Annotated in this window: 23 protein-coding genes and 1 pseudogene; 12 read left to right on the forward strand and 12 right to left on the reverse strand. The window is 26.5% G+C overall.

Translation table 11 applies throughout. The annotated features are described in order from the left end of the window. Window positions 1-101 precede the first annotated feature (101 nt). The gene (locus tag IR151_RS15070) at window positions 102-1,265 is read left to right on the forward strand and encodes a MerR family transcriptional regulator (protein ID WP_227435959.1); all 1,164 of its coding nucleotides are present in this window, start codon (window positions 102-104) and stop codon (window positions 1,263-1,265) included. A gap of 55 nt (window positions 1,266-1,320) precedes the next feature. Here the strand turns inward: IR151_RS15070 and IR151_RS15075 are convergent, their stop codons facing one another. The 5 genes from IR151_RS15075 to IR151_RS15095 form a co-directional block, all read right to left on the reverse strand. Next, on the reverse strand, window positions 1,321-1,701 hold the full coding sequence (locus IR151_RS15075; protein WP_227435961.1) for a DUF4363 family protein: 381 nt from the start codon (window positions 1,699-1,701) through the stop codon (window positions 1,321-1,323). Between the two features lie 2 nt (window positions 1,702-1,703). Next, window positions 1,704-2,363, reverse strand: a complete 660-nt coding sequence (locus IR151_RS15080; protein WP_227435963.1) for a DUF421 domain-containing protein — start codon at window positions 2,361-2,363, stop codon at window positions 1,704-1,706. Between the two features lie 107 nt (window positions 2,364-2,470). Then, the gene (locus IR151_RS15085) at window positions 2,471-3,442 is read right to left on the reverse strand and encodes a 3'-5' exonuclease (protein ID WP_227435965.1); all 972 of its coding nucleotides are present in this window, start codon (window positions 3,440-3,442) and stop codon (window positions 2,471-2,473) included. A 40-nt stretch (window positions 3,443-3,482) separates the two neighbouring features. After that, window positions 3,483-3,833, reverse strand: coding sequence for a hypothetical protein (locus IR151_RS15090; RefSeq protein ID WP_227435968.1), 351 nt, complete (start codon window positions 3,831-3,833; stop codon window positions 3,483-3,485). A gap of 286 nt (window positions 3,834-4,119) precedes the next feature. Next, complete coding sequence (locus tag IR151_RS15095) at window positions 4,120-5,076, reverse strand: L-threonine 3-dehydrogenase (RefSeq protein ID WP_227435970.1); 957 nt, start codon at window positions 5,074-5,076, stop codon at window positions 4,120-4,122. 441 nt (window positions 5,077-5,517) lie between these two features. Between IR151_RS15095 and IR151_RS15100 the strand changes: the two genes are divergently transcribed. From IR151_RS15100 to IR151_RS15115, 4 genes are all read left to right on the forward strand, one after another. Next, window positions 5,518-5,688 (forward strand): hypothetical protein, encoded by a 171-nt coding sequence (locus IR151_RS15100; protein WP_227435972.1) that lies wholly within the window; start codon window positions 5,518-5,520, stop codon window positions 5,686-5,688. A gap of 441 nt (window positions 5,689-6,129) precedes the next feature. Beyond that, window positions 6,130-6,498 carry a C-GCAxxG-C-C family (seleno)protein gene (locus tag IR151_RS15105; protein ID WP_227435975.1) on the forward strand — a complete coding sequence of 123 codons (369 nt, stop codon included), beginning with the start codon at window positions 6,130-6,132 and terminating at the stop codon, window positions 6,496-6,498. 418 nt (window positions 6,499-6,916) lie between these two features. Continuing rightward, window positions 6,917-7,162 (forward strand): hypothetical protein, encoded by a 246-nt coding sequence (locus tag IR151_RS15110; protein ID WP_227435977.1) that lies wholly within the window; start codon window positions 6,917-6,919, stop codon window positions 7,160-7,162. 105 nt (window positions 7,163-7,267) lie between these two features. Further along, window positions 7,268-7,531 (forward strand): DUF1883 domain-containing protein, encoded by a 264-nt coding sequence (locus tag IR151_RS15115; RefSeq protein ID WP_227435979.1) that lies wholly within the window; start codon window positions 7,268-7,270, stop codon window positions 7,529-7,531. A gap of 283 nt (window positions 7,532-7,814) precedes the next feature. Here IR151_RS15115 and IR151_RS15120 read toward each other — a convergent pair whose 3' ends face one another. Both IR151_RS15120 and IR151_RS15125 read right to left on the reverse strand, forming a co-directional pair. Further along, on the reverse strand, window positions 7,815-8,762 hold the full coding sequence (locus IR151_RS15120) for a 4Fe-4S dicluster domain-containing protein (RefSeq protein WP_227435981.1): 948 nt from the start codon (window positions 8,760-8,762) through the stop codon (window positions 7,815-7,817). Window positions 8,763-8,764: 2 nt separating this feature from the next. Further along, window positions 8,765-10,396, reverse strand: coding sequence for an FAD-dependent oxidoreductase (locus tag IR151_RS15125; RefSeq protein ID WP_227435983.1), 1,632 nt, complete (start codon window positions 10,394-10,396; stop codon window positions 8,765-8,767). Between the two features lie 127 nt (window positions 10,397-10,523). Here IR151_RS15125 and IR151_RS15130 point away from each other — a divergent pair, with 127 nt between their 5' ends. From IR151_RS15130 to IR151_RS15140, 3 genes and pseudogenes are all read left to right on the forward strand, one after another. Further along, window positions 10,524-11,429: a LysR family transcriptional regulator gene (locus tag IR151_RS15130; protein ID WP_227435985.1), complete on the forward strand. Its 906-nt coding sequence runs from the start codon at window positions 10,524-10,526 to the stop codon at window positions 11,427-11,429. A 1,151-nt stretch (window positions 11,430-12,580) separates the two neighbouring features. Then, window positions 12,581-12,892 (forward strand): annotated as a pseudogene (locus IR151_RS15135) (DUF1835 domain-containing protein); the annotation flags it as partial. A gap of 430 nt (window positions 12,893-13,322) precedes the next feature. Next, a complete protein-coding gene (locus tag IR151_RS15140; protein ID WP_227435989.1) occupies window positions 13,323-13,889 on the forward strand; it encodes a hypothetical protein in 567 nt (188 codons plus the stop codon). A 51-nt stretch (window positions 13,890-13,940) separates the two neighbouring features. Here the strand turns inward: IR151_RS15140 and IR151_RS15145 are convergent, their stop codons facing one another. From IR151_RS15145 to IR151_RS15160, 4 genes are all read right to left on the reverse strand, one after another. Next, complete coding sequence (locus IR151_RS15145) at window positions 13,941-14,258, reverse strand: hypothetical protein (RefSeq protein ID WP_227435991.1); 318 nt, start codon at window positions 14,256-14,258, stop codon at window positions 13,941-13,943. A gap of 804 nt (window positions 14,259-15,062) precedes the next feature. Then, window positions 15,063-15,644 carry a TerD family protein gene (locus IR151_RS15150; RefSeq protein ID WP_227435993.1) on the reverse strand — a complete coding sequence of 194 codons (582 nt, stop codon included), beginning with the start codon at window positions 15,642-15,644 and terminating at the stop codon, window positions 15,063-15,065. 41 nt (window positions 15,645-15,685) lie between these two features. Further along, window positions 15,686-16,252, reverse strand: coding sequence for a TerD family protein (locus tag IR151_RS15155; RefSeq protein ID WP_227435995.1), 567 nt, complete (start codon window positions 16,250-16,252; stop codon window positions 15,686-15,688). A gap of 510 nt (window positions 16,253-16,762) precedes the next feature. After that, window positions 16,763-17,623, reverse strand: coding sequence for a YitT family protein (locus IR151_RS15160; RefSeq protein WP_227435997.1), 861 nt, complete (start codon window positions 17,621-17,623; stop codon window positions 16,763-16,765). A gap of 148 nt (window positions 17,624-17,771) precedes the next feature. Between IR151_RS15160 and IR151_RS15165 the strand changes: the two genes are divergently transcribed. The 3 genes from IR151_RS15165 to IR151_RS15175 all read left to right on the forward strand — a co-directional run bounded on the left by IR151_RS15165 (window position 17,772) and on the right by IR151_RS15175 (window position 21,592). Next, window positions 17,772-18,662 (forward strand): MBL fold metallo-hydrolase, encoded by an 891-nt coding sequence (locus tag IR151_RS15165; RefSeq protein WP_227435999.1) that lies wholly within the window; start codon window positions 17,772-17,774, stop codon window positions 18,660-18,662. Window positions 18,663-18,913: 251 nt separating this feature from the next. Continuing rightward, window positions 18,914-19,597: a methyltransferase family protein gene (locus tag IR151_RS15170; protein WP_227436001.1), complete on the forward strand. Its 684-nt coding sequence runs from the start codon at window positions 18,914-18,916 to the stop codon at window positions 19,595-19,597. Window positions 19,598-19,846: 249 nt separating this feature from the next. Beyond that, entirely contained in the window at window positions 19,847-21,592 is a 1,746-nt protein-coding gene (locus tag IR151_RS15175) for a cell wall-binding repeat-containing protein (protein ID WP_227436003.1), read from the forward strand. Between the two features lie 87 nt (window positions 21,593-21,679). Here the strand turns inward: IR151_RS15175 and IR151_RS15180 are convergent, their stop codons facing one another. Then, complete coding sequence (locus IR151_RS15180) at window positions 21,680-22,282, reverse strand: flavodoxin family protein (RefSeq protein WP_227436006.1); 603 nt, start codon at window positions 22,280-22,282, stop codon at window positions 21,680-21,682. Window positions 22,283-22,959: 677 nt separating this feature from the next. Between IR151_RS15180 and IR151_RS15185 the strand changes: the two genes are divergently transcribed. After that, window positions 22,960-24,171, forward strand: a complete 1,212-nt coding sequence (locus tag IR151_RS15185; RefSeq protein WP_227436008.1) for a pyridoxal-dependent decarboxylase — start codon at window positions 22,960-22,962, stop codon at window positions 24,169-24,171. The last annotated feature ends 8 nt before the right edge of the window (window positions 24,172-24,179 follow it).

A 24,179-nucleotide genomic window follows, 5' to 3' on the forward strand; every position in this document is an offset into this window, starting at 1 on the left:
TGTAATATGAAAACATAGTTTGAAAATATTAATAAATACTGATAGGTATATAAATATTTATTAATATTCGTAGCTGTAAAATAAAATTTTGAGGTGAGGCAATGAGAACAGTAAAACAAGTTTCAGATTTGACAGGAATAAGTGTGCGCACATTACATTACTATGACGAGATAGGTTTATTAAAACCAAGTGAAATTACAGAAGCAGGGTACAGGTTTTATGATGATGAAGCTATTAAAACGCTTCAACAAATTTTATTTTTTAAAGAGCTTGAGATACCTTTAAAAGAAGTTAAAGATATAATGTTAAGCCCATACTTTGATAAAATGCATGCTCTAGAAAGTCAAAGAAAGCTACTTATTATAAAACGTAAAAGATTGGATAGTCTAATAGAAATTATAGACAAAACGTTAAAAGGAGAAAATGTAGTAAACTTCAAAGAATTTGATATGAGTGAATATTTTAAAGTATTAGAGGAATTTAAAATAGAGCATGAAGATAAAGTAATTAAAATTTATGGTAGTGTAGAGAAATATAATGAACATATTGAGAAGTTTAAATCTAAAGAAGATGAAATTGCTAAAATGGCTATAAAAATATATGGAAGTATTGAGAAATATTCTGAGGCTATAAAGAAAAATTTTAATAGTGATATATTGACTTTAGCAGAACAATTTGATGAATTTAAAAAAGACTGTTTGGAAGATAATCATCCAAAATTAAGTGAACTATATAAAATACTTGTAGCAGATTTAAATAAAAATCCTTTATCAAAGGAACTTCAAAAAATTGCTAAAGAGATAACAGATACATCTAAGAAAGATTATGAACTTTTTAATATGGAGTATGGAGATGATAATTGGTATAGCATGGTGCAAAATTATTTACTAAATCCTATATGGATAAAAGAAGTTGATAAAAAGTATGGTAATGGAGCGTGTAAATTTATTGGAGAAGTTTTGAAGAGTTATTTAGGTAATAAACAACCCAAAATAAACATATTATATGAAAAGCTTGTGGCAGACTTAAGTAAAAATCCTTCTTCAGAAGAGATTCAAGATATTGTTGGAGATATAGTATATGAAACTAACCGAATGAATGAATTTTACAAGATAGATGAAGGAGAGAATCATTTAGATTATTTGTCAGAACTTTATTTACAAAATTCTAGCTATATACAGGTGACTGATAAGAAATATGGTAAAGGAGCATCCAAATTCATTGGAGAAGCTCTAAAAATTTATTCTGATAGTAGTAAATTGTAAATAAACAAATAAGGATATAGAATTATTACTTTATCTATATCCTTATTTGTGACTGTTAAAATATATAATTTATATCAAACTTAACACTTTCAACAATATTTCCTAAATATGTTTTTATGCTTTCAACTTCTTCTAAGGATTTTAATTTATTTTCAGTATAAATTGCTTTATCAAGAATATTAAATTTTAGACCTATTTCGTCAAAGTATTCATGATTTAAAACTTTATACCAATGATTTCTTTCTTTAGACCATCTAGTAGATATAGAATCAGCTTCTTTTTGAGCTTTTTCCCATTCTTCATTTTCTATAGATTTCTCTAATATAGACATATTGTTTTTGTAATCTTCCGTAAAATCATATAGTTTATTATTAACATAAAATCCAAATAGCATAAATAAAACAGCCCATAGTATAACAAATGTTGTAGATTTCAATATTAATCACCCTTCTTATTTTGAATAAATATTTTGTCATTTTCATCTAAAACACAAATAAGAACATCTTTAAAAGTTTCTATGTGGTTAGACTTTAAGATACCCATTAACCAGTTAGTATCTTTTTCAGCCATATCAAGATTTTTATTTATTATTTTACCATCCAAAATAAGTGGAATTGGTAAATGGTTAAAAGCTCTTGGAGGAGTACTATTATAACTTGATGCTGGAACCACACTTAAATTACCATCAGTCTCTAAAATAGCATATTGTACATCTTTTATGTTGAAGTAACCTTGAATTCTCAATTGTTCTAACAACTCATCTATACTAACTCTTTCTTTTTTAAGTTCATTATATACAATCTTTCCTTTGTCAATTAAGACAGAAGGTTTACCTGATAAAAATGAACTTAATTTTCTGCTTTTTAAGGATAAAAATGAAATTAGAGTCTGCATAATTACAAGGCCAGTTATTGCTGCAACACCATTTATAATTGGTATATTATTATTTTCCATTGGGACGGATGCAACTTCTGCAATTAAAAGTGTTATGACCAAATCAAAACAGTTCATTTCAGCGATTTCACCTTTTCCCATGACTCTAAGTGCAATCAACACTGTTATGTATAATATAATACTTCTTATTAATACCACTGTCATATCTATCAATTACTCCTTTAAAAAATATTTATACTAAGTTAGTATATCCTATATAAAAAAAATAATTCAGATTATAAAAAATACCTTAAACAATTGAATTCAATCATTTAAGGTACTCTTGATAATCTCAATATTAAATTTTTTATGGATTTTCTATTACTTTTATTTATCTTAACTACAGATTCAACAAAATTCTTTTTATCACCTAATTTCAATACAAAATCAGGATATTCTTCAAATTCATTGAGCTTTATTAATTTAAAAGAAGAAGATAAGTTTTTGAAGTTGATAATTTTAGAATTATTTACTAATACACTTCTTTTTTTAAAATAAATGTCTTTTTTACTTATATTTAATATATTGAATATTTGTTTAAGATACATTATTATATCTTCTGGAGTCTTATCAAATTTAAGTTCAAAATTTTCATCCTCAAAATAGGGAATATAATATAAAGGATTTTTAATAGGAGGCAGTTTATTGTATAATTCTTCAAGTGTATTAGTATCTTTAGGATAGTTAAGGTAAAAGCATTTACATACATTCATTAAATCCAGAGCATCTGAAAGTGAATTATGTTTAATTTCTCCCTCTACAGAAAAAATCTTTTTCATATTTAGTAAAGATAGTTGCTTAGATAAGACTCTATTTTTATATGTAATATGCTGAGATATAAAAGGTTGAATATCAATCATCATATTGAATAACTCTAAGCAGGTACCCGCATATTTATATACTCTAAAGGAATTTAGAAGACCAGCAATATCAAAATCACCCCAATTATATATTGTAACATCGCTAAATTTTTTAAACCATTTGAAAAAATCATCCATAACATATAAAAGATTAGGAGCATTATTAATTTCTAACTGGTTTAATTTAGTGAGTTTTTTACACTTAAATGAAAGTATTTCATTGTATTTTGGTTTAACTAAAGAATAATAATCATCAACTATATTAAAGTCATTATCTACCAAAACACAACCTATTGAAATCAATTCAGCTCCACTATATTCTAGCTTGTATTTATTATCATCTAATATATTAAATTCAAAGTCTATAAATAACTTGTATTTCATAAATTAAAAGCACATCCTCATAGATATTTATTTAATGAGATTAAGCGTCATAAGAATCAATTGATATAATGATTCTGAACATCAAAGGCTCATTACAACTTTTATTTATTTCGTAATTTAAATCAAAGGAATCTTTTAAGATAGAATTTATAAGTATTCTTTCCCAACCTATTTTTAGATTAACCTTAGCTTCTAACAATTTAGTTTCTATCTTTTTAAATATTTCTATATTCGCGGGTATTATACTGAGTTCAATATTACTTTTAAATGGGTTAGATTTTAAATCAGTTATAAGAATGTTCTTTAATTCTTCTGTAAGTTCAGAGATTAAATTATTGCCTATATATTCTTTAATTATTTCTTCTCTAATTTCTCTTAAATTTAGCAACATTAACACCTACTACTTGTATTATAATATGCAAAGTATAGTAAAATTTGATTAAGTTTTTTTATTATACTTGCAATAGTAGCTTTTTCCTTTCTGTTTATTTTTATATGATTAATCCATATTAGAAAACTACTAATATGCTTATAAAGAATAGTTTGTTGTATGTTAAAAATAAAAACTGTTAGTCTTTCAGAGAATAAAAGCTATGTAAAAGTGAAGATTATAAAATAGAATCATAAATATAAGATGTTTTATTCTCTGAATTTTTTGGTACTAAATTCTTAATTTATTATTTGCCAATTCCTTTTTCTGATAATTTTTCTAGCATATCCTTAGTCATTTTATCTAAATCATAATTAGTTTTAAAACTCCATTCATTTACAGCACTGCTACTATCTAATGAATTAGGCCAAGAATCAGCTATACTTTGTCTTACAGGGTCTACATCATACTCTATTGTAAAATCGGGTATGTATTTTTTTATAGAATCAGCTATTTCTTCAGGAGCAAAACTCATAGCAGTGATATTAAAAGCATTTCTATGAATAAGTTTTTCAGCTGGAGCTTCTATTAAATCTACTATAGATTGAAGAGCATCAGGCATGTACATCATATCCATTTTTGTACCTTCTGCTATGTAAGACTTATATTTTTTATTTTTTAATGCTTCATAATATATGTCAACTGCATAGTCTGTAGTTCCACCACCAGGAGGAGTAACGTAAGAAATAAGACCAGGAAATCTAACTCCTCTAGTATCCACTCCAAATTTTGAATGATAATAATCACATAGTAATTCACCAGATACTTTAGTTACACCATACATAGTATTAGGTCTTTGTAGTGTATCTTGAGGAGTCATGTTTTTTGGAGAATTTTCACCAAATGCAGCTATTGAACTAGGTGTAAAAAACTTACAATTCAATTCTCTAGCTATTTCAAGACCATTTATCAATCCATCCATATTTAAATTCCAAGCTTCTAAAGGTTTACTTTCTGCAACTGCTGAAAGCAGAGAAGCTAGATGAATTATAGTATCCACATCATATTTTTTTGCGATTTCAAAGAATCGATTTTTATCTGTGACGTCTAATATTTCAAATATACCAGATTCACATACAGGATTTCCTTCTTTTGTTCTTCTTGAGCTAGCAATTACATTTTGTTCTCCATATTCATTTCTTAGCTTGAGTGTTAATTCTGAGCCTATTTGTCCTAATGCACCTGTTATAAGTATTTTTTTCAATTTGCTAACCTCCTTAGAGTTTAATTTGTGTATTATTGCTTATTTTTATTTTAGCAAATCTTTTGTTTAAATACAAAGAATTAAACTACTTAATGCATTACTTAATTTAATAAATTATAATAAATGTTTCAGAGTTTAATGTAATAAATATCAAAATTAAGTATATAGCATATAGGTAAGACATAGTAATAGTAACGTTTATATATATTATTTATGAAATTGTTTTTAAAGATAGGTAAAGTACAAAGAGAGTCAAAGTGGACAGTGGATTAAGTTTAAAAAGTAATATTTATAAGATTACTTTTGTTTAAATTCTAAATTTATTCTAATGTACTTCACATATATCACATATATAAAGTTTAAAATTACTACAAAGATAAGTATTAAATAAGATTAAAAATTAAATTAATTTGTATAAAAGTTTAAAGGAGATAAATTTATATGTTATATAGAGTTGATAGAGATAAAATATCTAATATTGGAATACTGGAATGTGCTACATTAATAAGAAAATTAGCACAAAAAATAGCTAAGGAAAAGGGCATAAAGGAACAAGAAGCATGGAATGATGCTGTTAGTGTATATAAACAAAAGTATAGGTATTTAGTTTAAAGAATAACTTTGATATATCCTTCCCATAAAATCTGAGAATAAAAATTATATGTTTTTATAAGCGTATTTCTTATTAAATTAAATCTTAATGAGGTATAAATATAGAGTATGTGACTAAGTCACAGAAATCAAAGTGAATTTAGGATATAATATTAAGATATAACAAAGATGTTTCTACAAATAAAAAAGTATCATAAGTATTGAACTGAGTATAAATGTTGTTTTTAGTTTAGTTGTAACTTATTGTAGTTTTTTGTTAAACATTGTTTTGTAATATTTGAAGTATTAGACAATCAAATGAATAAAATTATGAATTTTTTGAAGTAAATACAATTCTAAGTTTATAGTCATAATAAATATTATATAAAAAGGTTAATAATATTTTATTTAGACACTATGAGAACACGTAAACTAAAATAAAAATTGAAAGGAAGTATAAAAATGACAAGACCATCAATATATCATAGCCAAGGATACACTTGTGCAGAAGCATTAATAAAATCTTATAATGAAGAACATGAGACAGACATACCAATTTCAATAGGAAGTGGTATGGGAGTTGGAATTACTGTAGGGAGTGTCTGTGGAGCTGTAAATGCAGCAGTTGTTATAATAGGATATTTAAATGGACGAAATAATAACTTAGATGAAAATATGGCAAGAAAGTATTCAAGAGAATTAATGAATAAAGTAAGGGCTAAATACAGTACAGAAATATGTGCTTCATTGAAAAAAAATAAAGTAAGCTGTGGTGAAATAATAAATTTCACATATGATGCCTTAAATGATATACTAGAAGATCAAAAATAATCTTGAAAAATGAGCATTTCCCATTTAGGGGAGTGCTATTTTTTATTAGATAAATATTATTTTCTTTTAATATAATTTTTAAATCAATTTGATTATATTTTAGCCAATATAATTTAATATAGAAAATATTAATTGACAAGAAAAAATATACTATGCTAAATAAAAATAAATTATTTAACATAAAGAGAGTAGATATAATTATGTCTATAAGATTGTAGAAACTAATAAAAAAATATATTAATTATAAAGAAATATATAAGAAAATAAAAGAATTAATGAATATAATATAAAGTAAAAAAGTATAAAATTATATAATACTCTTATAAAATAAAGAAAAAATAGAAATTTCCTATAAAATACATAGATTATGACATAATATGGTATAATTAGTAAAAATATAGAGATTGGAGGAATTAATTTGTTTATAGAGGAAGAATTAGAAGGATATATAATAAAATGTAAAATATCTGAAGACTTTAAAGATAGACCTGAATATAGTGATGAAGAATTTTATGTTACAATCTATAAAGATGAAAGTTCTGACTCTGGGTATTATGCTTTGTTAGAAAATAAGGATGAAAAAGTAACATGGGATGGAAAAGTTGTTGCTAATAATATTTTAAATAGACTTTGGGTTGTAGTAGATAAGGTTAGAGCTGGTTAATCATGTAATTATATAGTATTTATGATATTTTAAATAAATTTTCAGATATAGAGGACTAATATGTAATAAATAAGAAAAGTTATTCAATTGTGGAGGGTTAATTAAATGGAATATAGTTATAGTAAGATGCATCTGCAAAAAGGGGATATTGTAGAAGTAAACTTGGAGAAACAAGCTAATGTGATATTATTAGATCATATAAATTATGTTAAATTTAAAAATCAAAGAAACTATGATTATTATGGTGGATTTGCTAAGAAAACTCTATGTAGAATGAAAGTTCCTAATACAGGAACTTGGTATTTGGTTGTAAATGAAAATGGAAATAGTGGTATAGTAAACTTTTCAATTAATACAATTCAAAATTAATTTAATACTAAAAGGCTTGGATTAATATCTAGGTCTTTTTATTGTATCATGGTTTATATATAAAATTATCTTAATAAATATTAAAAAGAGTGTTGATATATAATTAGAATAAAATAAGTATACAGTTTTGATAAAGAAAGGATTTATAAAGATGCATTAAAAATTTATCTTTATAAATCCTTTGTGTCTATATCTATCTGGCATATAATTACTATATTATTTTTATATAGATTATTTATATACGCTAAATATACTCTTAAAATTTAAATTAAAAGTACTCTTATTAACACTGAGCTCCACCTTTAAGATGTAAAGGAGCATCAAGTATAGCTTGCTTTCTTTCCAATACAGAATCTGATAAAAGCATTTCTATAAATTTATCAACACCAATTCGATCAATCGTAATTCCAAAGCGTTCACCTGTTTTACCTTGTTCTCTAAATAAAAGAAGAGTTTTTTCAATTAAAGTCATAAGTTCTTCTTTTGAAAATAGTTTATCAATTTGTGTTCCAGGGCGAACAGATTTGCCCCATTTTCCTCCTATGTATATTTTGTAGCCAGATTCTTTTTCTTCAATACTATCAAAATTACAACTTTCTATACATTTACCACAGTTATTGCACAAATTATTATCTATTTCAAGCTTTCCTTTATTTGTTAATTTAGCGGCTTTGACAGGACAGACTTCCATAACAGAACATTTTTTGCATCCAACACATATTTCAGGGTCATAATCAGGTACACGTTGACCAACAATTCCAAGGTCATTTAAGTCAGGTTTAATACAATTATTAGGGCATCCACCAACACCGATTTTAAATTTATGAGGTAACTTTACATCGTACCATCCTTTATAAAATTCTTGATGAATTTCAGCAGCTAGTGCTTGTGTATCAATCAATCCATGAACACAAACAGTTCCCTTACATGCTACAACAGGACGAACTCTTGAACCTGTTCCACCTGTGATTAAATTTTCACTGGCAATGAATGCACTTAAAGCTTCAATATCTTCAAATTTTACACCAGGTAATTCTACTGTTAATCTAGTAGTAAATGCTACTTGACCATTTCCAAATTTTTCAGCAGCCTCAGCAATCTTTTTCGTTTGTGAGGTATTGATTACTCCATTTACAGTTATTATACGTGCAGCAAAATGTTCTCCATCTCTACTTGGTAAAAAGCCTCTACCTTTTAATTCCTTTTTTTGTTCTGTTGTAATCTTATTCATAATTAATCCTCCATTGCTTTAAGATTTGGATAAAATAGTATTCCACCTTCAAGGACTTTTGTATTTGTATAACCAAATCGTCTTAAACGATTTTGAGCCATGTAGCTGTTTTTACCTTTTGCACATAGAAGAAGAATCTTTTCATCTTTAGAAAGACCTTCAATTTCTCCATTAATTTCACCAACAGGTAAATAACGTAGGTTAGGAATAGAAGGGGCTTTTGAAACATCAAGTTTAGTCCAGCTATCAAAATCTTCAATTTCATCAAGTAAAACACTATCGAGTTCTCCATCAAGTTTATTTTGTAACACGTTTACTGCCACTACAAAAGGATGAATAGCTGTTGAGAAAGGTGGTGCATATGCAAGGTCCATACTTTCTAATGAATAAAGGTCTGCTCCCAAAGTTATTGCAGTGGCAGCTATATCTACTATCTTATCAGTTGCACCAGGGCCCATAACTTGAACACCTAATAACTTTCTAGTATGTTTTTCAGCAACCATTCTTATTATAAAATTAGATGCATCAGGATAATAGTGAGCCTTATCATCAGTAGCTATAGTAATAGAACAAACATCATAACCTTCTTTTTTAGCTGACTCTTTACTTAAACCTGTTTTTCCTACATTAAGTTCTGGCAATTTGACTACAGTTGTTCCAAGAACTCCTTTATAAGTTTTAGATTTTCCAGCTATATTTTGAGCACAAATTCTACCTTCATGATTTGCAGATGAACCCATAGGTGACCATGTAGGTTTATTTGTCAAAGCATTTTTTACACAAGCACAATCTCCAACTACATATATATTTTCATCAGCTGTAAGCATAAATTCATCAGCTATAAGTGTTTTGTTTGGAGCAAATTCTAAATCTGTATCATTTAAAAAGGCTGTATTAGGATGAATTCCAACTGACATAACCACTAAATCTGTTTTAATAACTCTATTTTTGGTACGAAGTTTTTCTACTTTATTTTCACCTTCAATTCCTATAACTTGGTCGCCTGTGAAAATCATAATACCTTTATCAGCTAGGTGATTTTCAACATATTCAGCGAAATCGGTATCAAATCCAGGCATAACATGTTCGGCCATGTCAATAACACTTACACGTATACCCATAGCAGAAAGATTTTCAGCAATTTCAAGACCAATAAAGCCTCCACCAATGACAACAGCTCTCTTGACTCCATTTTCGACAGTATCTCTTAATGCTATTGCATCATTTGGAGTACGCAGGAAGAATACTCCAGATAAATCGATTCCAGGTATTGGTGGTTTTATTGGGTCTGCTCCTGTGGCAATTACAAGTTTATCATAACTAATAGTTTCTTCTTCTCCTGTTGAAATTCTTTTCAAAACTACTTGTTTTGATTTTCTATCAATAGATGTAACTTCAACTCCACATCGAACTTCTGCTCCTGTTAGTTTAGAAAAGCTCTCAGGTGTATTTACAATTAGAGATGATTTATCTTCAATAACCTTACCAACATAATATGGTAAGCCACAGCCTGCATAAGAAATATGTTCGCCTTTATTGAGGATTGTAACAGAACAATTGTCACCCATTTCACGTTTTATTTTTGCAGCAGTTTTTGTTCCAGCAGCAACTCCACCTATAATTAATACTTTCACAATATCACACTCCAATCCTTTTTATAACTCTATGCTAAAATTATAGTTCTTGACAATGTATTTGTAAAATACTAAAATGTTAATAAAATCATAAGTATTTACTAATATTTGGTAAGGTCGTGATAATATGACTATTCGTAGCCTTGAGATATTTGTAAGGGTTGCTGAATGTGGCAAAATGAGTGAAGTTGCAAGAAATATGTATATTACACAGTCGTCAGTTAGTCAAGCTATTTCGGAAATAGAAAGAGAGTATGGAGTTAAATTATTTGATAGAATTTCAAAAAAACTATACCTAACTGAAGCAGGAAAAAAGCTTCTAGGATATGGAAAGCATCTTTTATCTATAAATGAAGAGATGATTGATTGTATGAAACATTGTGCTAAAAATATTAGAATAAGAGTTGGAGCAACAGTAACTGTTGGCACTTGTGTGATAAGCCCAATAATATTAGAGTTATATAAAAGAAACCCTTTAGTGGAACCTGAAGTGTTTGTTGAAGATACAAGTCTAATTGTAAAAAAATTACTTAATAGTGAATTAGATATTGCAATTGTAGAAGGAAAGATTAATCATCCAGATATTGTGATAAAAAGCATTATTAAGGACCACCTTGTACTTGTATGTTCCAATAAGCATAAATTTTACAATCGAGATTCAGTAAAAGTTTCAGAACTTTCAAACCAGCCATTAATTATGCGTGAACTGGGAAGTGGAACAAGAGCGCAATTAGAAAATCAATTGAAAGAATTAAAAATACCAATGAATATTAGATGGTCATGTTATAACTCTGAAGCTATTCTAAGAGCAGTTACAGATAATTTTGGTATTGCTGTTATATCTGAACTTCTTGTTGAAGATTACGTAAAGAAAAATCTTTTATGGTCTTGTGATATTGAAGGCATTGACTTATGCAGGACATTTGATATTGCATATCATAAAAATAAGTTTTTTACTGAGAATATAGCATCATTTTTTGATATTTCAGTAGAGTTTGGGAAAAAAGAAATGAGAAAAAAGATTAGGAGGTAGCAACTAAGTATAGTTGTTACCTTCTTTTTCATATCTAAAGTATATTCATAACTACAAAGTTTTGAATTTAGAAGTTGAGTGGTTATTATGTCATATTTATTGTTTTACTATTTTTAATTTGCAGCAACTAAATAAATAACTGCATAAGAGGGCTAAACCAAAATGCTAGTAAAGTGTAAAGACTAGTATTTAAAGTATTTTTAGTCGAAACTCTATTACAAGCGATTAATAGTATTATAGACAAAATATGAGCAATAATTTCTAATATGTTTGAACTAAAGTCTTTAAAAAAGACTAAAAAAGAAAAAATATAAGAGATACTCATACATATAAAAAAACAATAATTCAGTATTTTAAATTTTAATAGTTGTTTTTTATTATCATTGATTGTCATAAGTATTCCTAAAATTATAGACAGAATGATAAATGTGTTTGATTCTTGCAAATAAGAAAAGACAGTCATAAATTTATTCTCCTAATATTAACTATAAATTGTAAAAAAATAATCTAAATACCTAATAATTGAATAACCAATGAAATATGTAAATAAATAAAAAAGAAACTTTTTAAATCCATTTAATTTGAAACTTTTTTCTATCTTTTGACAAATGGAATTTATCAGAATGAAAACAAAAATCGCAATTAAAAAAGTTATTAAATACTTTAACATAGGATAATAGTCCATAAATAATTACCTCATAAATTAGTATAACTCTAGAGTAATATGAGTTGTTAATAATAGCAATCAATTTTGCAGAACTGTAAATAAATTGAAATAAATTATTCAAAAGGAAAAGGAGATATGGATTATGGATGAAAATTTAAGTAAAGAAATCAAAATGCTATGAACTATAGAAGTAGAAAAAATAAGATTATTAAATAATTCAGTTATCAATAGTAAGATTATTAATATGTTATATCTCAAAATAAAGGAATTTGAATTACCCATTTTTTCATGAAAAGCTTGAAAATGAGACTATTTAGAAACTATCCTGAGATTTTTTATTGATAATTATGTAAGATAATAATATTGTGGAAATGAATAATTTTACTATCAAAACTAAATATATACTAGGCTAGAATTAAGAGATTACTCTAGCTTATTGAACTGACTAGGCAGGGTGTGAGGATGCTGTTATTTATTAAAAGAAGCAATGAAGTTAAAGTTAATACCACATAATAAAATTGTATCATTTGAAGATAATTTATCAATAGGTAATATTTCAGATGTAAATAATCAGGAATTAAGAGAAAATAATCCTAAATTATTATTTAACCTAAATTTACTAGAAGATAGAAAATTAGTAAAACATAGAGATATAATAATATGGTATGCAAATAATCCAAGATTTTTCTCTAAAGTCTCAAAGAAATGTTCTGATTTATGTTTAGGTTGTTGTGAAATATTTAGAACTTACATAAAAGATGATACCAATAAGAAGTGGTGTAAAGGTAAAAAATAGATTAAGTCAAAAGGTCATCTTGATAGATGGTCTTTTTTATATAATAAATTAAAAGAAGATGTTAGGGGGATTAAGTTTTTGAACTTATGAAACGAGCAACAAAACTTAATAGGAATTAGCTTTATTCCTTATTGTATGGTATAATATAAAATAGAGATAAGGAAGTGGTTAGTATAGGAATATTAAAAAATGCTGAATTAGTTAGAAAGATAGCACAGAGAATTGCTAGAGAAAAGGGAATAAGAGAGCAAGAGGCATGAAATGATGCTGTTACAGAGTATAAACAAAAACATAGATACTTAGTCTAGAGAATCATCTTGATAGATGGTCTTTTTTTATATAAGAAATTTGTGTAATAAATTAAAAGTAAATGTAAAAAATATTATACAACTATAATAAGATAAAGTAATGTTTTTAAGGAGAAAAAGATATGCTCAATCAGTTTAATGAATTTCTTGGTAATTATGTAAATATAATTTCTGTAATTGCATCATTTGCAGCAATAGCAGCCTTAATTATATCAATTATGGCTTTTATGGAATCTAATAAACAAGCCAAATTGATATTAAAATATAGAAGAAATAATGAGAATAATATGGCGGGTGATTATTATGAGAATGGTAATGGATATATTAGACTTGATTCAAATAAGTTAGATGATAAAGCTAATATTTATGCTGAAATTCATAGTAATAACTTAGTTGATTTTGTAATAGAAAATAAAAGTACTATTGTTGCAAAAAGCCCCATATTAAGTTTGAAATTTATTAATATGGAAGTAGATATTGGAGAAAATAACAATTTTGAACAGATAAATAAAGAACTTAGATGGCACCCAAAAGATAATACTACAATTCATAAAGGAATAAATTTTAGAATAGAACAATTTAATTTTAAAAATTGTATTATGCTTAAAAAAGAAGCTTATATAGAAGTAGTATTATCAGCTGATAACATGGAAACAAAAGAATTTAGGATACCAATAAAGGCGTATTAAAGAACTCAATAACAGGAGTTCTTTTTTTAATTTAATTAATCTTAGTGGTTCTTATAGAGTTATATATTTCTTCCTAACTAAATAATAAGATACTAGTGTTATAATAGATACTAATATCACTGATATTATTGCAGTATCAAATTTTTTTATTAATAAACCCATTATTATGTATTCTAAACTTATTAAATAGTTAAAAAATAGTTCTAGTTTAATAGCTTTTTCTCTGTCTATATTTCCATATTTCAATTCTAACTTATCTAAATATTTTTTCTTGCAATAATTAGCTTTACCTTTAATTAAGTATCTTATTGTAGTTCCTATTGAGAATATTACTCCTATACTTAAAAGTGTATTGTTCCAAAAATCCATATAGCATTATCTCCTTTATAATATACTCTATTAATGCTTTCTGTTTTGTCTTAAATATAAAAATATTATACGTATTAGAGAACCTATAAGCACTCCAGCAAGTAAAAAAATAAATAGTCTAATTGTATAAAAGCTTATTTCTTTTTTAGAAATAAATTCATAAGATATACATATTAACGCACCAATACAAAACCCTAGTATAGTACGAAAAGAATTCTTTAAAATATCTTTCATAAATAATCACCAACTCATATTATATTTACTTTTCTTAATCAAAGTATATCAGTAACATAAGTATAAAGAGTGTCTAAAATATTACAAATATTAACAAAGCACATAAAACTATAGTATAAATTGTAATAAAATGAATGAAAATTATCATCCTAAAACATAAGATATTTTATGGTGGTATTAGAATGAGAGAAAATTGAGTTGTATTTGTTTGGCTTAGCCGAACAATGCACACAGTAGATTATTTATATTTTCCAATATATGAAAGGTAGGCAATATGGAAACAAACCAATACAATAGACCACTATAACAATTACAATAGGGATAGTTGGCTTGTATTAAAGTATGGTTCAGTGAGTTTCTAACTACAATGCATTATATTGAGAAGCATATAATATTCAGGAAATAAGATATATATTTATTATTATCTTTCAAAACTATAGGAGAAAGAATAATTTAAGGGCGATAAAATGGAAGCATTAGAAGAATGAATAAAAAGTCAGCAAGAATAAGAGGAGTAGATTGAAAGGTAGCACTTAAAATAGTAGCTACCTTTTTATTTTAAACTACTTATTAACCTATATTAACACCAAAATTTCCACATAATCCTGCAAGCCCATCTTCAAAACCAGAACCTAAGGCATTGAATTTCCATTCTTCATTATGTTTATATAACTCTGCAACCACTATTGCTGTTTCTATACTAAAATCTTCACCTAACTCATATTTGATAAGCTCTTCACTAGTTTCTTCATTATAAATTCTTATATATGAATTTTCAACTTGTCCAAAGTTTTGTCTTCTTGTAACAGCTTCATTTATAGTAACAGTGAATGATATCTTTGCAATGTTTTGTGGTATTTTAGATAAGTCAACGCTTATTTGCTCATCATCACCATCTCCAACTCCTGTTCTATTATCTCCCATGTATTCAACTGCTCCAGAAGCATGTTTTAAATTATTGTAGAATATGAAATCCCCATCATTTGTTACCTTACCATCAGCTCCAGTTAAAAATGCAGAAGCATCTAAATCAAAATCAAAACCACCATCATATTTATTAGTATCCCATCCTAATCCTACCATTACTTTCTTAAGACCTGGGTTAGTTTTTGTTAAACTTACTTTTTGTCCTTTTGCTAAAGTTATACCCATTTAAAACAACTCCTTTTATAATTTTTTTGTTATAGTTAGTATTAACGATATATATCAGTTAATTCATGAAGCTCTTCATTTTGACCAATTCCTAGGGCATTAAATTTCCATTCGTTATTTCTACGATAAATTTCGCCAGCCAAAACGGTTACTTTACCAGAAAAGTCTTCTTGAAGGTTATATTTAAATAATTCTTGTCTAGAATTTGAATCAACTAGCCTTATAAAAGAATTATTCATCTGGCCAAAATCTTGATTTCTTTTTTTAGCTCTGTATATAGAAACTCCAAAAACTATTTTATGTACATATTCAGGTATATCACATAAATTGACATTTATTTGTTCATCGTCTCCTTCACCTCTTCCAGTTAAGTTATCACCAGTATGTATGATAGATTTAGAAGGATGTTTAAGGTGTCCAAAATAAACTAAATCTTTTGATGATTTCATTTTATCTTCACTAGTTAATGCTATTGCAAATGCATCTAAATCATAGTTTTTTTTACCTAATTTGTTCATATCCCATCCTAATCCTACAATTAAATTTTTTACAGGATTAGCATCTTTTACTAAACTTACTCTTTGTCCTTTTTGTAAATTAACACTCATTTTAAGTTCTCCTTTTAATATTTTTAGTTTTATTGACAGTGTTAAATATAATCATCATATTATTTTTATTATATACATATTTAGAGCAATTTGGCTATATTTATGAATCATTTTTATATAAATATCTTATAATCTATAAATATAGGTCTTGTGTAATTTTAAAACACTTTATAGTTAGTAATTACATAGGTGTTTAAGTTTATATTTGCTTTAATTGTTAAAAAAATCAATAAATGATATAATGGAGAATAATAATTATAAAAACTTCTAGTTTGCAGATAAGATTATATGCATAGGAATTTATACAAAGTTGGGAGATAATTATAATGTAATTATAGATATTAAACTAATAAATAATGTGAACTTAGAATAATGAGATAAATCTTAAAATAAATCTAAGTAGTGTATTTTTTGACTGTTTATTGTATGAAAAACAGCAAGCACAATTTTCAAATATAAAAATATAAGTTTTTTATATTTGAAATTTATGCTTGCTGTTTGTTTTTGTGATTATTCTATTTTTTTAAATCCATTTCCTAAAGCTTCATGTATATCTGTAATTATTATAAACGCATTAGGGTCGACACTTTTCACTAATTTTTTTAGTTCGACAACTTCTTTTTTTTCAACTACAACTAAAAGCACATTTTTATTTTCTCCAGTATAAGCACCTTCACCTTTTAGAATAGTTGCGCCTCTATCTAAATCTTCCATTATTCTTTTACTTATATCTTTTGACAGGTCAGATATAATAGTAAATGATTTTGAATAATTAAATCCTTCAATAAGTAAGTCACTAATCTTTACTAAAATGTATAGTGCCACAGTTGAATAAAGTGCAATCTCAACTTGCTTATTTACTATTCCCGATAGTACTACTACAACACAGTCAACAATACCCATCAAAACAGGAATACTAAGTGTAGGGAAATATTTATTCAATAGGAGTGCCATCAAATCGGTTCCACCTGTAGAGCCATTTATTCTAAAAATAAGGCCTTGACCAACTCCCATTAAAATAGAACCAGATATAATTGCAAGATACATATCATTTGTAATATCTAGTGTAGTCATATTTGCAGTAACTTTAAGTGCTATAGTAAGAAAAATTATTCCTAAGACTGTTTTAAAACAATCTTTCTTTGAAAGTATTCTGTAAGCAAATATGAATAGAGGTATATTTAAAAGTAAATTGACAATCCAAAGTTGTACACCAAATAATGAATTTAAAACAACTCCAAGACCTGTTATACCACCAGCAGCAATTGCATGTGGATTAAAAAACATGTTAAGAGAAATTGCCATTAATATACAGCCTACAATTAATATTAAAATTTCTGAAAAAGTTATTCTATCTTTTTTCAATAACATCACTCCTTATATATAGATTATAATATATATTATATAGTTTTTCCAATTTTTAATAAAAAAAATAAAAACATATTATAAAAATAATTTGATTGGAATTTTCTGAAAATTAATGCTATAATTAAAAATAAATTTAAAGGGAGGTTATAAAATGGCTAAACTGACTTTAGAGAAGATAAAAGGAAATACATATTATATTCCACTTCCTACAATAGTAGGTGTATATGTAGATGGAAATAATGCAATTTTAATTGACAGTGGAAATAACAAAGATACTGCTAGACAAATTCTTAGACTATTAGAGGAGCATAATTTAAATCCTAAATTAATAATAAACACTCATTCAAATGCAGACCATATAGGAGGGAATGCATATTTGAAAAATCAAACAAAATGTAAGATTGCTACAACTAAAATAGAAGGATACTTTACAGAAAATCCAATATTAGAATCGGCATTTTTGTATGGAGGGTATCCAAGTAAAGCACTAAAAAATAAATTTTTATTAGCAAAAGAGAGTGAAGTTGATTATATTATACCTTCAAATGGAAAAATTTTAGATACAGAACTTGAGGCGATTTCTCTTCCTGGTCATTATTTTGAAATGATTGGTGTTAGAACTCCAGATAATGTTTTGTTTGTTGCAGACAGTCTTACACCAGAAAATATAATTAGTAAATATCATTTCTTCTTTTTGTTAGATATAGATTCACAATTTAAAACGTTAGAAAAAATGAAAACTCTTAATGCAGATTTTTTTGTTCCAAGTCACTCTGTCAAGACTACAAGTATACAAGATTTAATTGATGTAAATAAAGACAAGATGGAAGAAATAATATCTAATATTAAAAAGGTTTGCTGTGAACCAATTATGATTGATGAAGTCATTGAAAAAATGTGTGATGTGTACAATGTTAAATTAGATGCTAATCAATACGTTCTAGTTGGTAGTACAATACGTTCTTATATAACATATTTATATGAACATAATATGGTTGAGTATGTATTTGATGGTGGCAAGATGATGATAAAAGCTGTATAAATATTGAAAAATATCAAACTATGCAATAAAAATATTTTAATATAAGTATATTCTAAAAAATGGGATAGAAATAAAATTTGCTACCAAATTGCCACAATAACAAACAATGGTAGCAAATAATTTTATAATATATTTAAAAGTCTAAGGAACTTAATTTTTTATTAACTTATAATTGTTTTCTATATTTATCTTAATTTATCTTACATATAGTTTATTGCTTTTATAGAAAAAAGCTGTGCTGGAGGTTTTAAATGCAAGAAAAAATAAAATCTTTATACATTTTAGCAAGTGTATCTGTTATTGCTTTTATATTAGTTTTAGCATGCTTAATTTTTGGTTTAACTGGTACAATTGATTTTTGGCAAGGATGGATATTTCTGACTGCCTTTTGTATTCCAACTTGTATAATTACAATTTACCTGATGATTAATTACCCAGTATTACTTGAACGTCGCATCAAATCAAAGGAAACACGTCCACAACAAATACTTGGTCAAAGTATCGCTGGATTTCTTTTCTTATTTGGATTGCTAGGAGTACCAGCTCTAGACAACCGCTTTGCTTGGTCTAGTATTCCAATTATTTTGACAATAATATCAGATGTACTTATTTTAATTGGATTTATAATTGTATTCTTTGTTTTTCGCTACAATTCTTTTACATCAAAAGTTATAGTTGTTATGAGTAATCAAAAAGTAATTACTGATGGACCATATTCAGTTGTGCGACACCCTATGTATCTAGGTGCTATATTAATTATACTTTTTACACCTCTAGCACTGAATTCATGGTGGGGAATGATTGCTGTAATTCCTTTATGCATAATAGTTGTGTTTCGTATATTAGATGAAGAAAAGTTGCTTAGTGCTGAACTTGATGGGTATAAAGAATATTGTCAAAAAACAAAATATCGTATTATACCTTATATTTGGTAGAGTGCAAATTTTTAGTTTATTAATCGGATTAAATAACTTTGGTAAAAAGTCGAACATTTTAAGCTGTATTTCTATTTATTAATTAATAGTCAAGTAATTAATAAATAGAAATACAGCTTTTTTATATTAAATAATTTTAGGTGAATAGATATTTAATTATAAAATTATGCTATAATTTGTAAGTAAAGAGGTAAATTTATAAAAATTAAAAAAATAATTAATTATAATAAGGGGGAAATATTAGGAATTATGAATAAAAAGTTCAAAAAATTCAGTAAAAAAATAGGTATATCAACTTTGGCTTTGACTCTAATTCTTTTTAATAGTTTAACTGCAAGTGCACAAATCAAAGAAGATTCTATAATAGGAACTGATAGATATGAAACAGCAGGGCTTATAGCAGATAGGCAGACTTATGACACTGTAATATTGGTTAATGGAGATAAAAATTTATCTGATGGACTTTCATCAAGTGGACTAGCTGGGGCTATTAACGCGCCAATACTTTTGACTAAAAAGGATGAAATACCAAAGGCCACTTCAAATAGACTAGATAACAAGAATTTGAACGTTGTAAAAAAAGTGTACATAATTGGTGGTTATAATACTATTGAAAGTTCCGTGGAAAAAGATATAAAAAGAAAAGGTATTGAAGTAGAAAGGATAAGTGGAAATAATAGAATTGAAACTAGTTACAATGTAGCAAAAAAAATAAATGAAGTTAGTAAGGTAAAAGATGTCATGTTGACAAATGGGTTTGTAGGAGAGGCTGATGCTATGAGCATAGCACCTGTAGCTGCAAAAAACAAAGGAGCTATAATACTTACAGATGGTAAATCAATTCCATTTAAGATTGAAGGATTAAATATTTATGCTATAGGTGGCAAATCTGCAATAAATGAGGATTTGGTAAGGGAGACTAATGCAACTAGAGTTGGTGGAAATGATAGATTTGAAACCAATAAAAAAGTAATAGAAAAGTTTTATAATGAATCAACTGACTTTTACATAACAAGAGGATATCAATTAGTAGATGCATTAACACTATCTCCACTAGCAAAAGAAAAGCCAATTGTTTTAGTTGCTGATGGAAGTAATAAAAGTATTTTAAAAGGAGCTAAAAGTATAACAAAAGTTGGAGGAATTGATGCCAATATATATAAACAATGTTTAGATATGGTGGAATATAATAATATGAATATAACTCCAAATATTGTAAAACACTTAACTTCAATTGAAGGAAATGAAGTTTCTGAAGTATATATAGAAACTGATAATTTAGGTGTAGTTGTTGAAAAGACGAATACTGATAAATTTGAGTTTGATTATGTAAGTGTAACTAATGAAAAAAATTGTACTTTTTCTGTGAATAAAGAGACTGCTTCTAATAATGGAAAAAATGGAAAGTTGGTTGTAAGTGCTAAGAAAACAATAGAGAAGAAAGATGGTTCCTTGCAAGATATGAATGGCGATAATATGATAAATGCAAATAAAGATAAGAGAGTAAATGTAATAAAGATTGGAATTCCAGATAAAGTGTATTCTAATTTTAAAGTAGATGTTGAACGAGGCTCAGTAGAACTTTATAATATTAAGGGGGGAGCTACAGTTGATGTCAATGATGGAATTGCGAAAGTTATCGACAAAAGTGTAACATATCCTTTTAATATAAATACTAATAGTGGGATTTCAGGTGTAACAGCCGAAACTATATCATCTGAGATAAAGTTTAGAGGAAACAATGGAATTGTAAATGTAACAGCTACAAATATAAGTGGCAATATAAGTTTGTTTGGAAAGGACAGCAAAGATACCTTTGATGGCATATTCAAATTAAACTTGAAAAAAGAACCATCAAATTTACACTTGAAGTTGATTGGAAATGGTCTGAATAAATTACCAGAAGGTTGGTCTAAAGATTATATCTTAGGAAATGGACAACCAATTGTCGAAGTTAAAAACAGTGGCATAAATAATATATCAATTGGAGAATAAAAACATATAAAAATAGAGCTTATATAATTTTAAAATTATTATAAGCTCTATTTATATTACCAATACTTTCCATGTAGCATTATGTACTTAACAGTTATCTGCTTTAAATGAATTCTCTAAAATATCATAAATTTGTTTTGCAAATTGACGAGAATGTTCTTCTTTTTCTGTATCCATAAAATTAGGCTTACCTAAATCACGTTCAACAAGCATTCCTATATATTTTAACTGTGAATGTTTGCAATAACGCTTTATACCATCTTCCCAGATATCAGCTCCTTTTTCAGGTCTATATCCACAAGTTGTAATAAGTGCTACTGATTTTCCTGACCATAGTGCTGGTCCTTTTTCATCACCATAGTATTTATTCATACCATATACCAATCTATCGAGCAATGCTTTCATTGGAGAAGTGCAATACCAAGAATAAATTGGAGTTGCAAGAATAATTAAATCACACATAAGAACCTTTTTGAAAATTTTATGAACATCATCTTGACGACAACATCCAAAAGAAGATAAATTTTCTTGACATTTTTTACAGGCAATACAAGGTTCTATTTGATAATCATACAACCGTAACATTTCAAGATTTGCATTATAGTTTTCTAGTTCTTCTATAAATGGTTCTAAAATAGAAGCAGTATTACCATTTTTCTTAGGGCTTCCCATAAGAATACATACTTTCATATTAACACCTCCATATTATTTTAAAATAATGTTTAATGATATAGTAATATTTAAATTTTATAAAAACTTTTTAAATATATATTCTATAAAATGAGTTTCATTTCATTTAGTAGTTTAAAACCAACAGCCTAAAGAAGTGATTTTAGAAAACTAGCAATATTAGTAACTATGTAGAATGCTAATAAAATTAAAATCATCCATGTAAAAATATGATTTTTGTATGGATATATCTTATTAATTCTTTTTCCAATACGTACCAGTAAAATATACATTAAAAAATATGCTAAAAAGACCATTAAAAATTTCATATATAACCTCACAATTTTAAAGTTTCATATAAATTTAGGATACTACGAGAATACATTAACAACAATACACTTTTTTAATCTGTAATAAAGTTGAAATAAATCATTCAAAAAATTAGGCAAAAACAATTAAGATTGGATATAAAATATATTCAATATAATAATTTTAAGTTATATTTTTTTATTAGATAGATGAATTTATGGCATAAAAACTTATAAATATTACTATTGAATGTTTACTATATAAAATACTTGAAATGCATACTTTAAGCATATGTATATAGTTAACTATACCAATCTATAGTAAAATATATTATAAACAGTATAGGAACTTAATTAATAAAATCATCTATAACTTTGGAGGTATAAAATATGTATTTAAATCAAGAATATAGTTTTATAAAAGAACATGCACCATGTTATATATATGATGAGATTAATATAATCGAAAGGTGTATGGAGTTAAAAAATAGTATTTTAGGTTTTGATTTTTTATATTCCATCAAAACAAATCCATATAATAAAATTGTAAAAAGCATTGCTAAACAAGGGTTTGGAACAGATGCAGCATCCATGAAAGAAGTATTGATTTCAAAAGAATGTGGAGTGGATAGAGATAATATTTACTATTCTGCACCAGGAAAGCTAGAAGAGGAGCTAGAAGCTGTTTTAGATAAGTGTATAATTATTGCAGATAGTATAACAGAAATAGAACTTATAAATAAAATATCAGAAAAACAAAATAAAAAAATTAAAATAGGCATAAGAATAAATCCTGCTTTTACTATGGATGATGATAGCTCTATATCAAGCAAGTTTGGTATTGATATAGAAGATATAGATAATGTTTTTAAAATACTAAATCTTTGTAACTATATATCTGTGGTTGGAATTCATATACATATTAAATCTCAAGTGTTAGATTTTGAAAAGTTAGGATGTTATTATGAAAAATGTTTTCTCATAGCACTAAATTTAAATAAAAGTGAACATATAAATATTGAATTTATAAATTTTGGTAGTGGTATTGGAGTAGTATATGACAATCTTAAAGAAAGTCCAGTTAATCTTAAAAAGCTTTCAATATTAACTGAAAAGATTGTTTCTACTAATGCAAATACATTAAAGGCTAGACTCTTTATTGAATCAGGTCGTTTTGTAGTTTGCACATCAGGTAATTACTATACTAAAATTGTCGATATTAAGGTATCAAGAGGGATAAAGTATCTTGTTGTAAGAAATGGTCTTAATGGATTTATGAGACCTATTATTTCTAATTTAATTGAGAAAGTAACTTGTGGTGTAGAATTAGAAGGGCAAGAACCATTATATACATCAAATCATGCATTTTATTTTTCAGTATTAAGTAGTTCAGAAGAAGAAGAATATGTAACAATAGTTGGAAATCTTTGTACATCATTAGATGTGTTAGCTAATAATGTTAAATTAAAAAAGGCAGTTATAGGAGATGTGATTTCAATTAATAATGCAGGTAGTTACTCATATTCTCTATCTCCATTAATGTTTTCAAGCTATGAATTTCCTAAACAATACTATAGAAGAAAAGATGGATGGATTGATTAGTTAGGATC

Source organism: Clostridioides sp. ES-S-0006-03 (genome assembly GCF_020662275.1).
Lineage (GTDB): Bacteria > Bacillota > Clostridia > Peptostreptococcales > Peptostreptococcaceae > Clostridioides.

Bases quoted from the DNA above. Each gene is read 5' to 3' on its own strand.
- IR151_RS15175 (WP_227436003.1), top strand. From the start codon at position 19,847: ATGAATAAAAAGTTCAAAAAATTCAGTAAAAAAATAGGTATATCAACT.
- IR151_RS15160 (WP_227435997.1), bottom strand. From the start codon at position 17,623: ATGTTATTGAAAAAAGATAGAATAACTTTTTCAGAAATTTTAATATTA.
- IR151_RS15090 (WP_227435968.1), bottom strand. From the start codon at position 3,833: ATGTTGCTAAATTTAAGAGAAATTAGAGAAGAAATAATTAAAGAATAT.
- IR151_RS15085 (WP_227435965.1), bottom strand. From the start codon at position 3,442: ATGAAATACAAGTTATTTATAGACTTTGAATTTAATATATTAGATGAT.
- IR151_RS15155 (WP_227435995.1), bottom strand. From the start codon at position 16,252: ATGAGTGTTAATTTACAAAAAGGACAAAGAGTAAGTTTAGTAAAAGAT.
- IR151_RS15130 (WP_227435985.1), top strand. From the start codon at position 10,524: ATGACTATTCGTAGCCTTGAGATATTTGTAAGGGTTGCTGAATGTGGC.
- IR151_RS15180 (WP_227436006.1), bottom strand. From the start codon at position 22,282: ATGAAAGTATGTATTCTTATGGGAAGCCCTAAGAAAAATGGTAATACT.
- IR151_RS15140 (WP_227435989.1), top strand. From the start codon at position 13,323: ATGCTCAATCAGTTTAATGAATTTCTTGGTAATTATGTAAATATAATT.
- IR151_RS15115 (WP_227435979.1), top strand. From the start codon at position 7,268: ATGGAATATAGTTATAGTAAGATGCATCTGCAAAAAGGGGATATTGTA.
- IR151_RS15185 (WP_227436008.1), top strand. From the start codon at position 22,960: ATGTATTTAAATCAAGAATATAGTTTTATAAAAGAACATGCACCATGT.
- IR151_RS15165 (WP_227435999.1), top strand. From the start codon at position 17,772: ATGGCTAAACTGACTTTAGAGAAGATAAAAGGAAATACATATTATATT.
- IR151_RS15070 (WP_227435959.1), top strand. From the start codon at position 102: ATGAGAACAGTAAAACAAGTTTCAGATTTGACAGGAATAAGTGTGCGC.
- IR151_RS15100 (WP_227435972.1), top strand. From the start codon at position 5,518: ATGTTATATAGAGTTGATAGAGATAAAATATCTAATATTGGAATACTG.
- IR151_RS15120 (WP_227435981.1), bottom strand. From the start codon at position 8,762: ATGAATAAGATTACAACAGAACAAAAAAAGGAATTAAAAGGTAGAGGC.
- IR151_RS15170 (WP_227436001.1), top strand. From the start codon at position 18,914: ATGCAAGAAAAAATAAAATCTTTATACATTTTAGCAAGTGTATCTGTT.
- IR151_RS15150 (WP_227435993.1), bottom strand. From the start codon at position 15,644: ATGGGTATAACTTTAGCAAAAGGACAAAAAGTAAGTTTAACAAAAACT.
- IR151_RS15145 (WP_227435991.1), bottom strand. From the start codon at position 14,258: ATGGATTTTTGGAACAATACACTTTTAAGTATAGGAGTAATATTCTCA.
- IR151_RS15105 (WP_227435975.1), top strand. From the start codon at position 6,130: ATGACAAGACCATCAATATATCATAGCCAAGGATACACTTGTGCAGAA.
- IR151_RS15080 (WP_227435963.1), bottom strand. From the start codon at position 2,363: ATGACAGTGGTATTAATAAGAAGTATTATATTATACATAACAGTGTTG.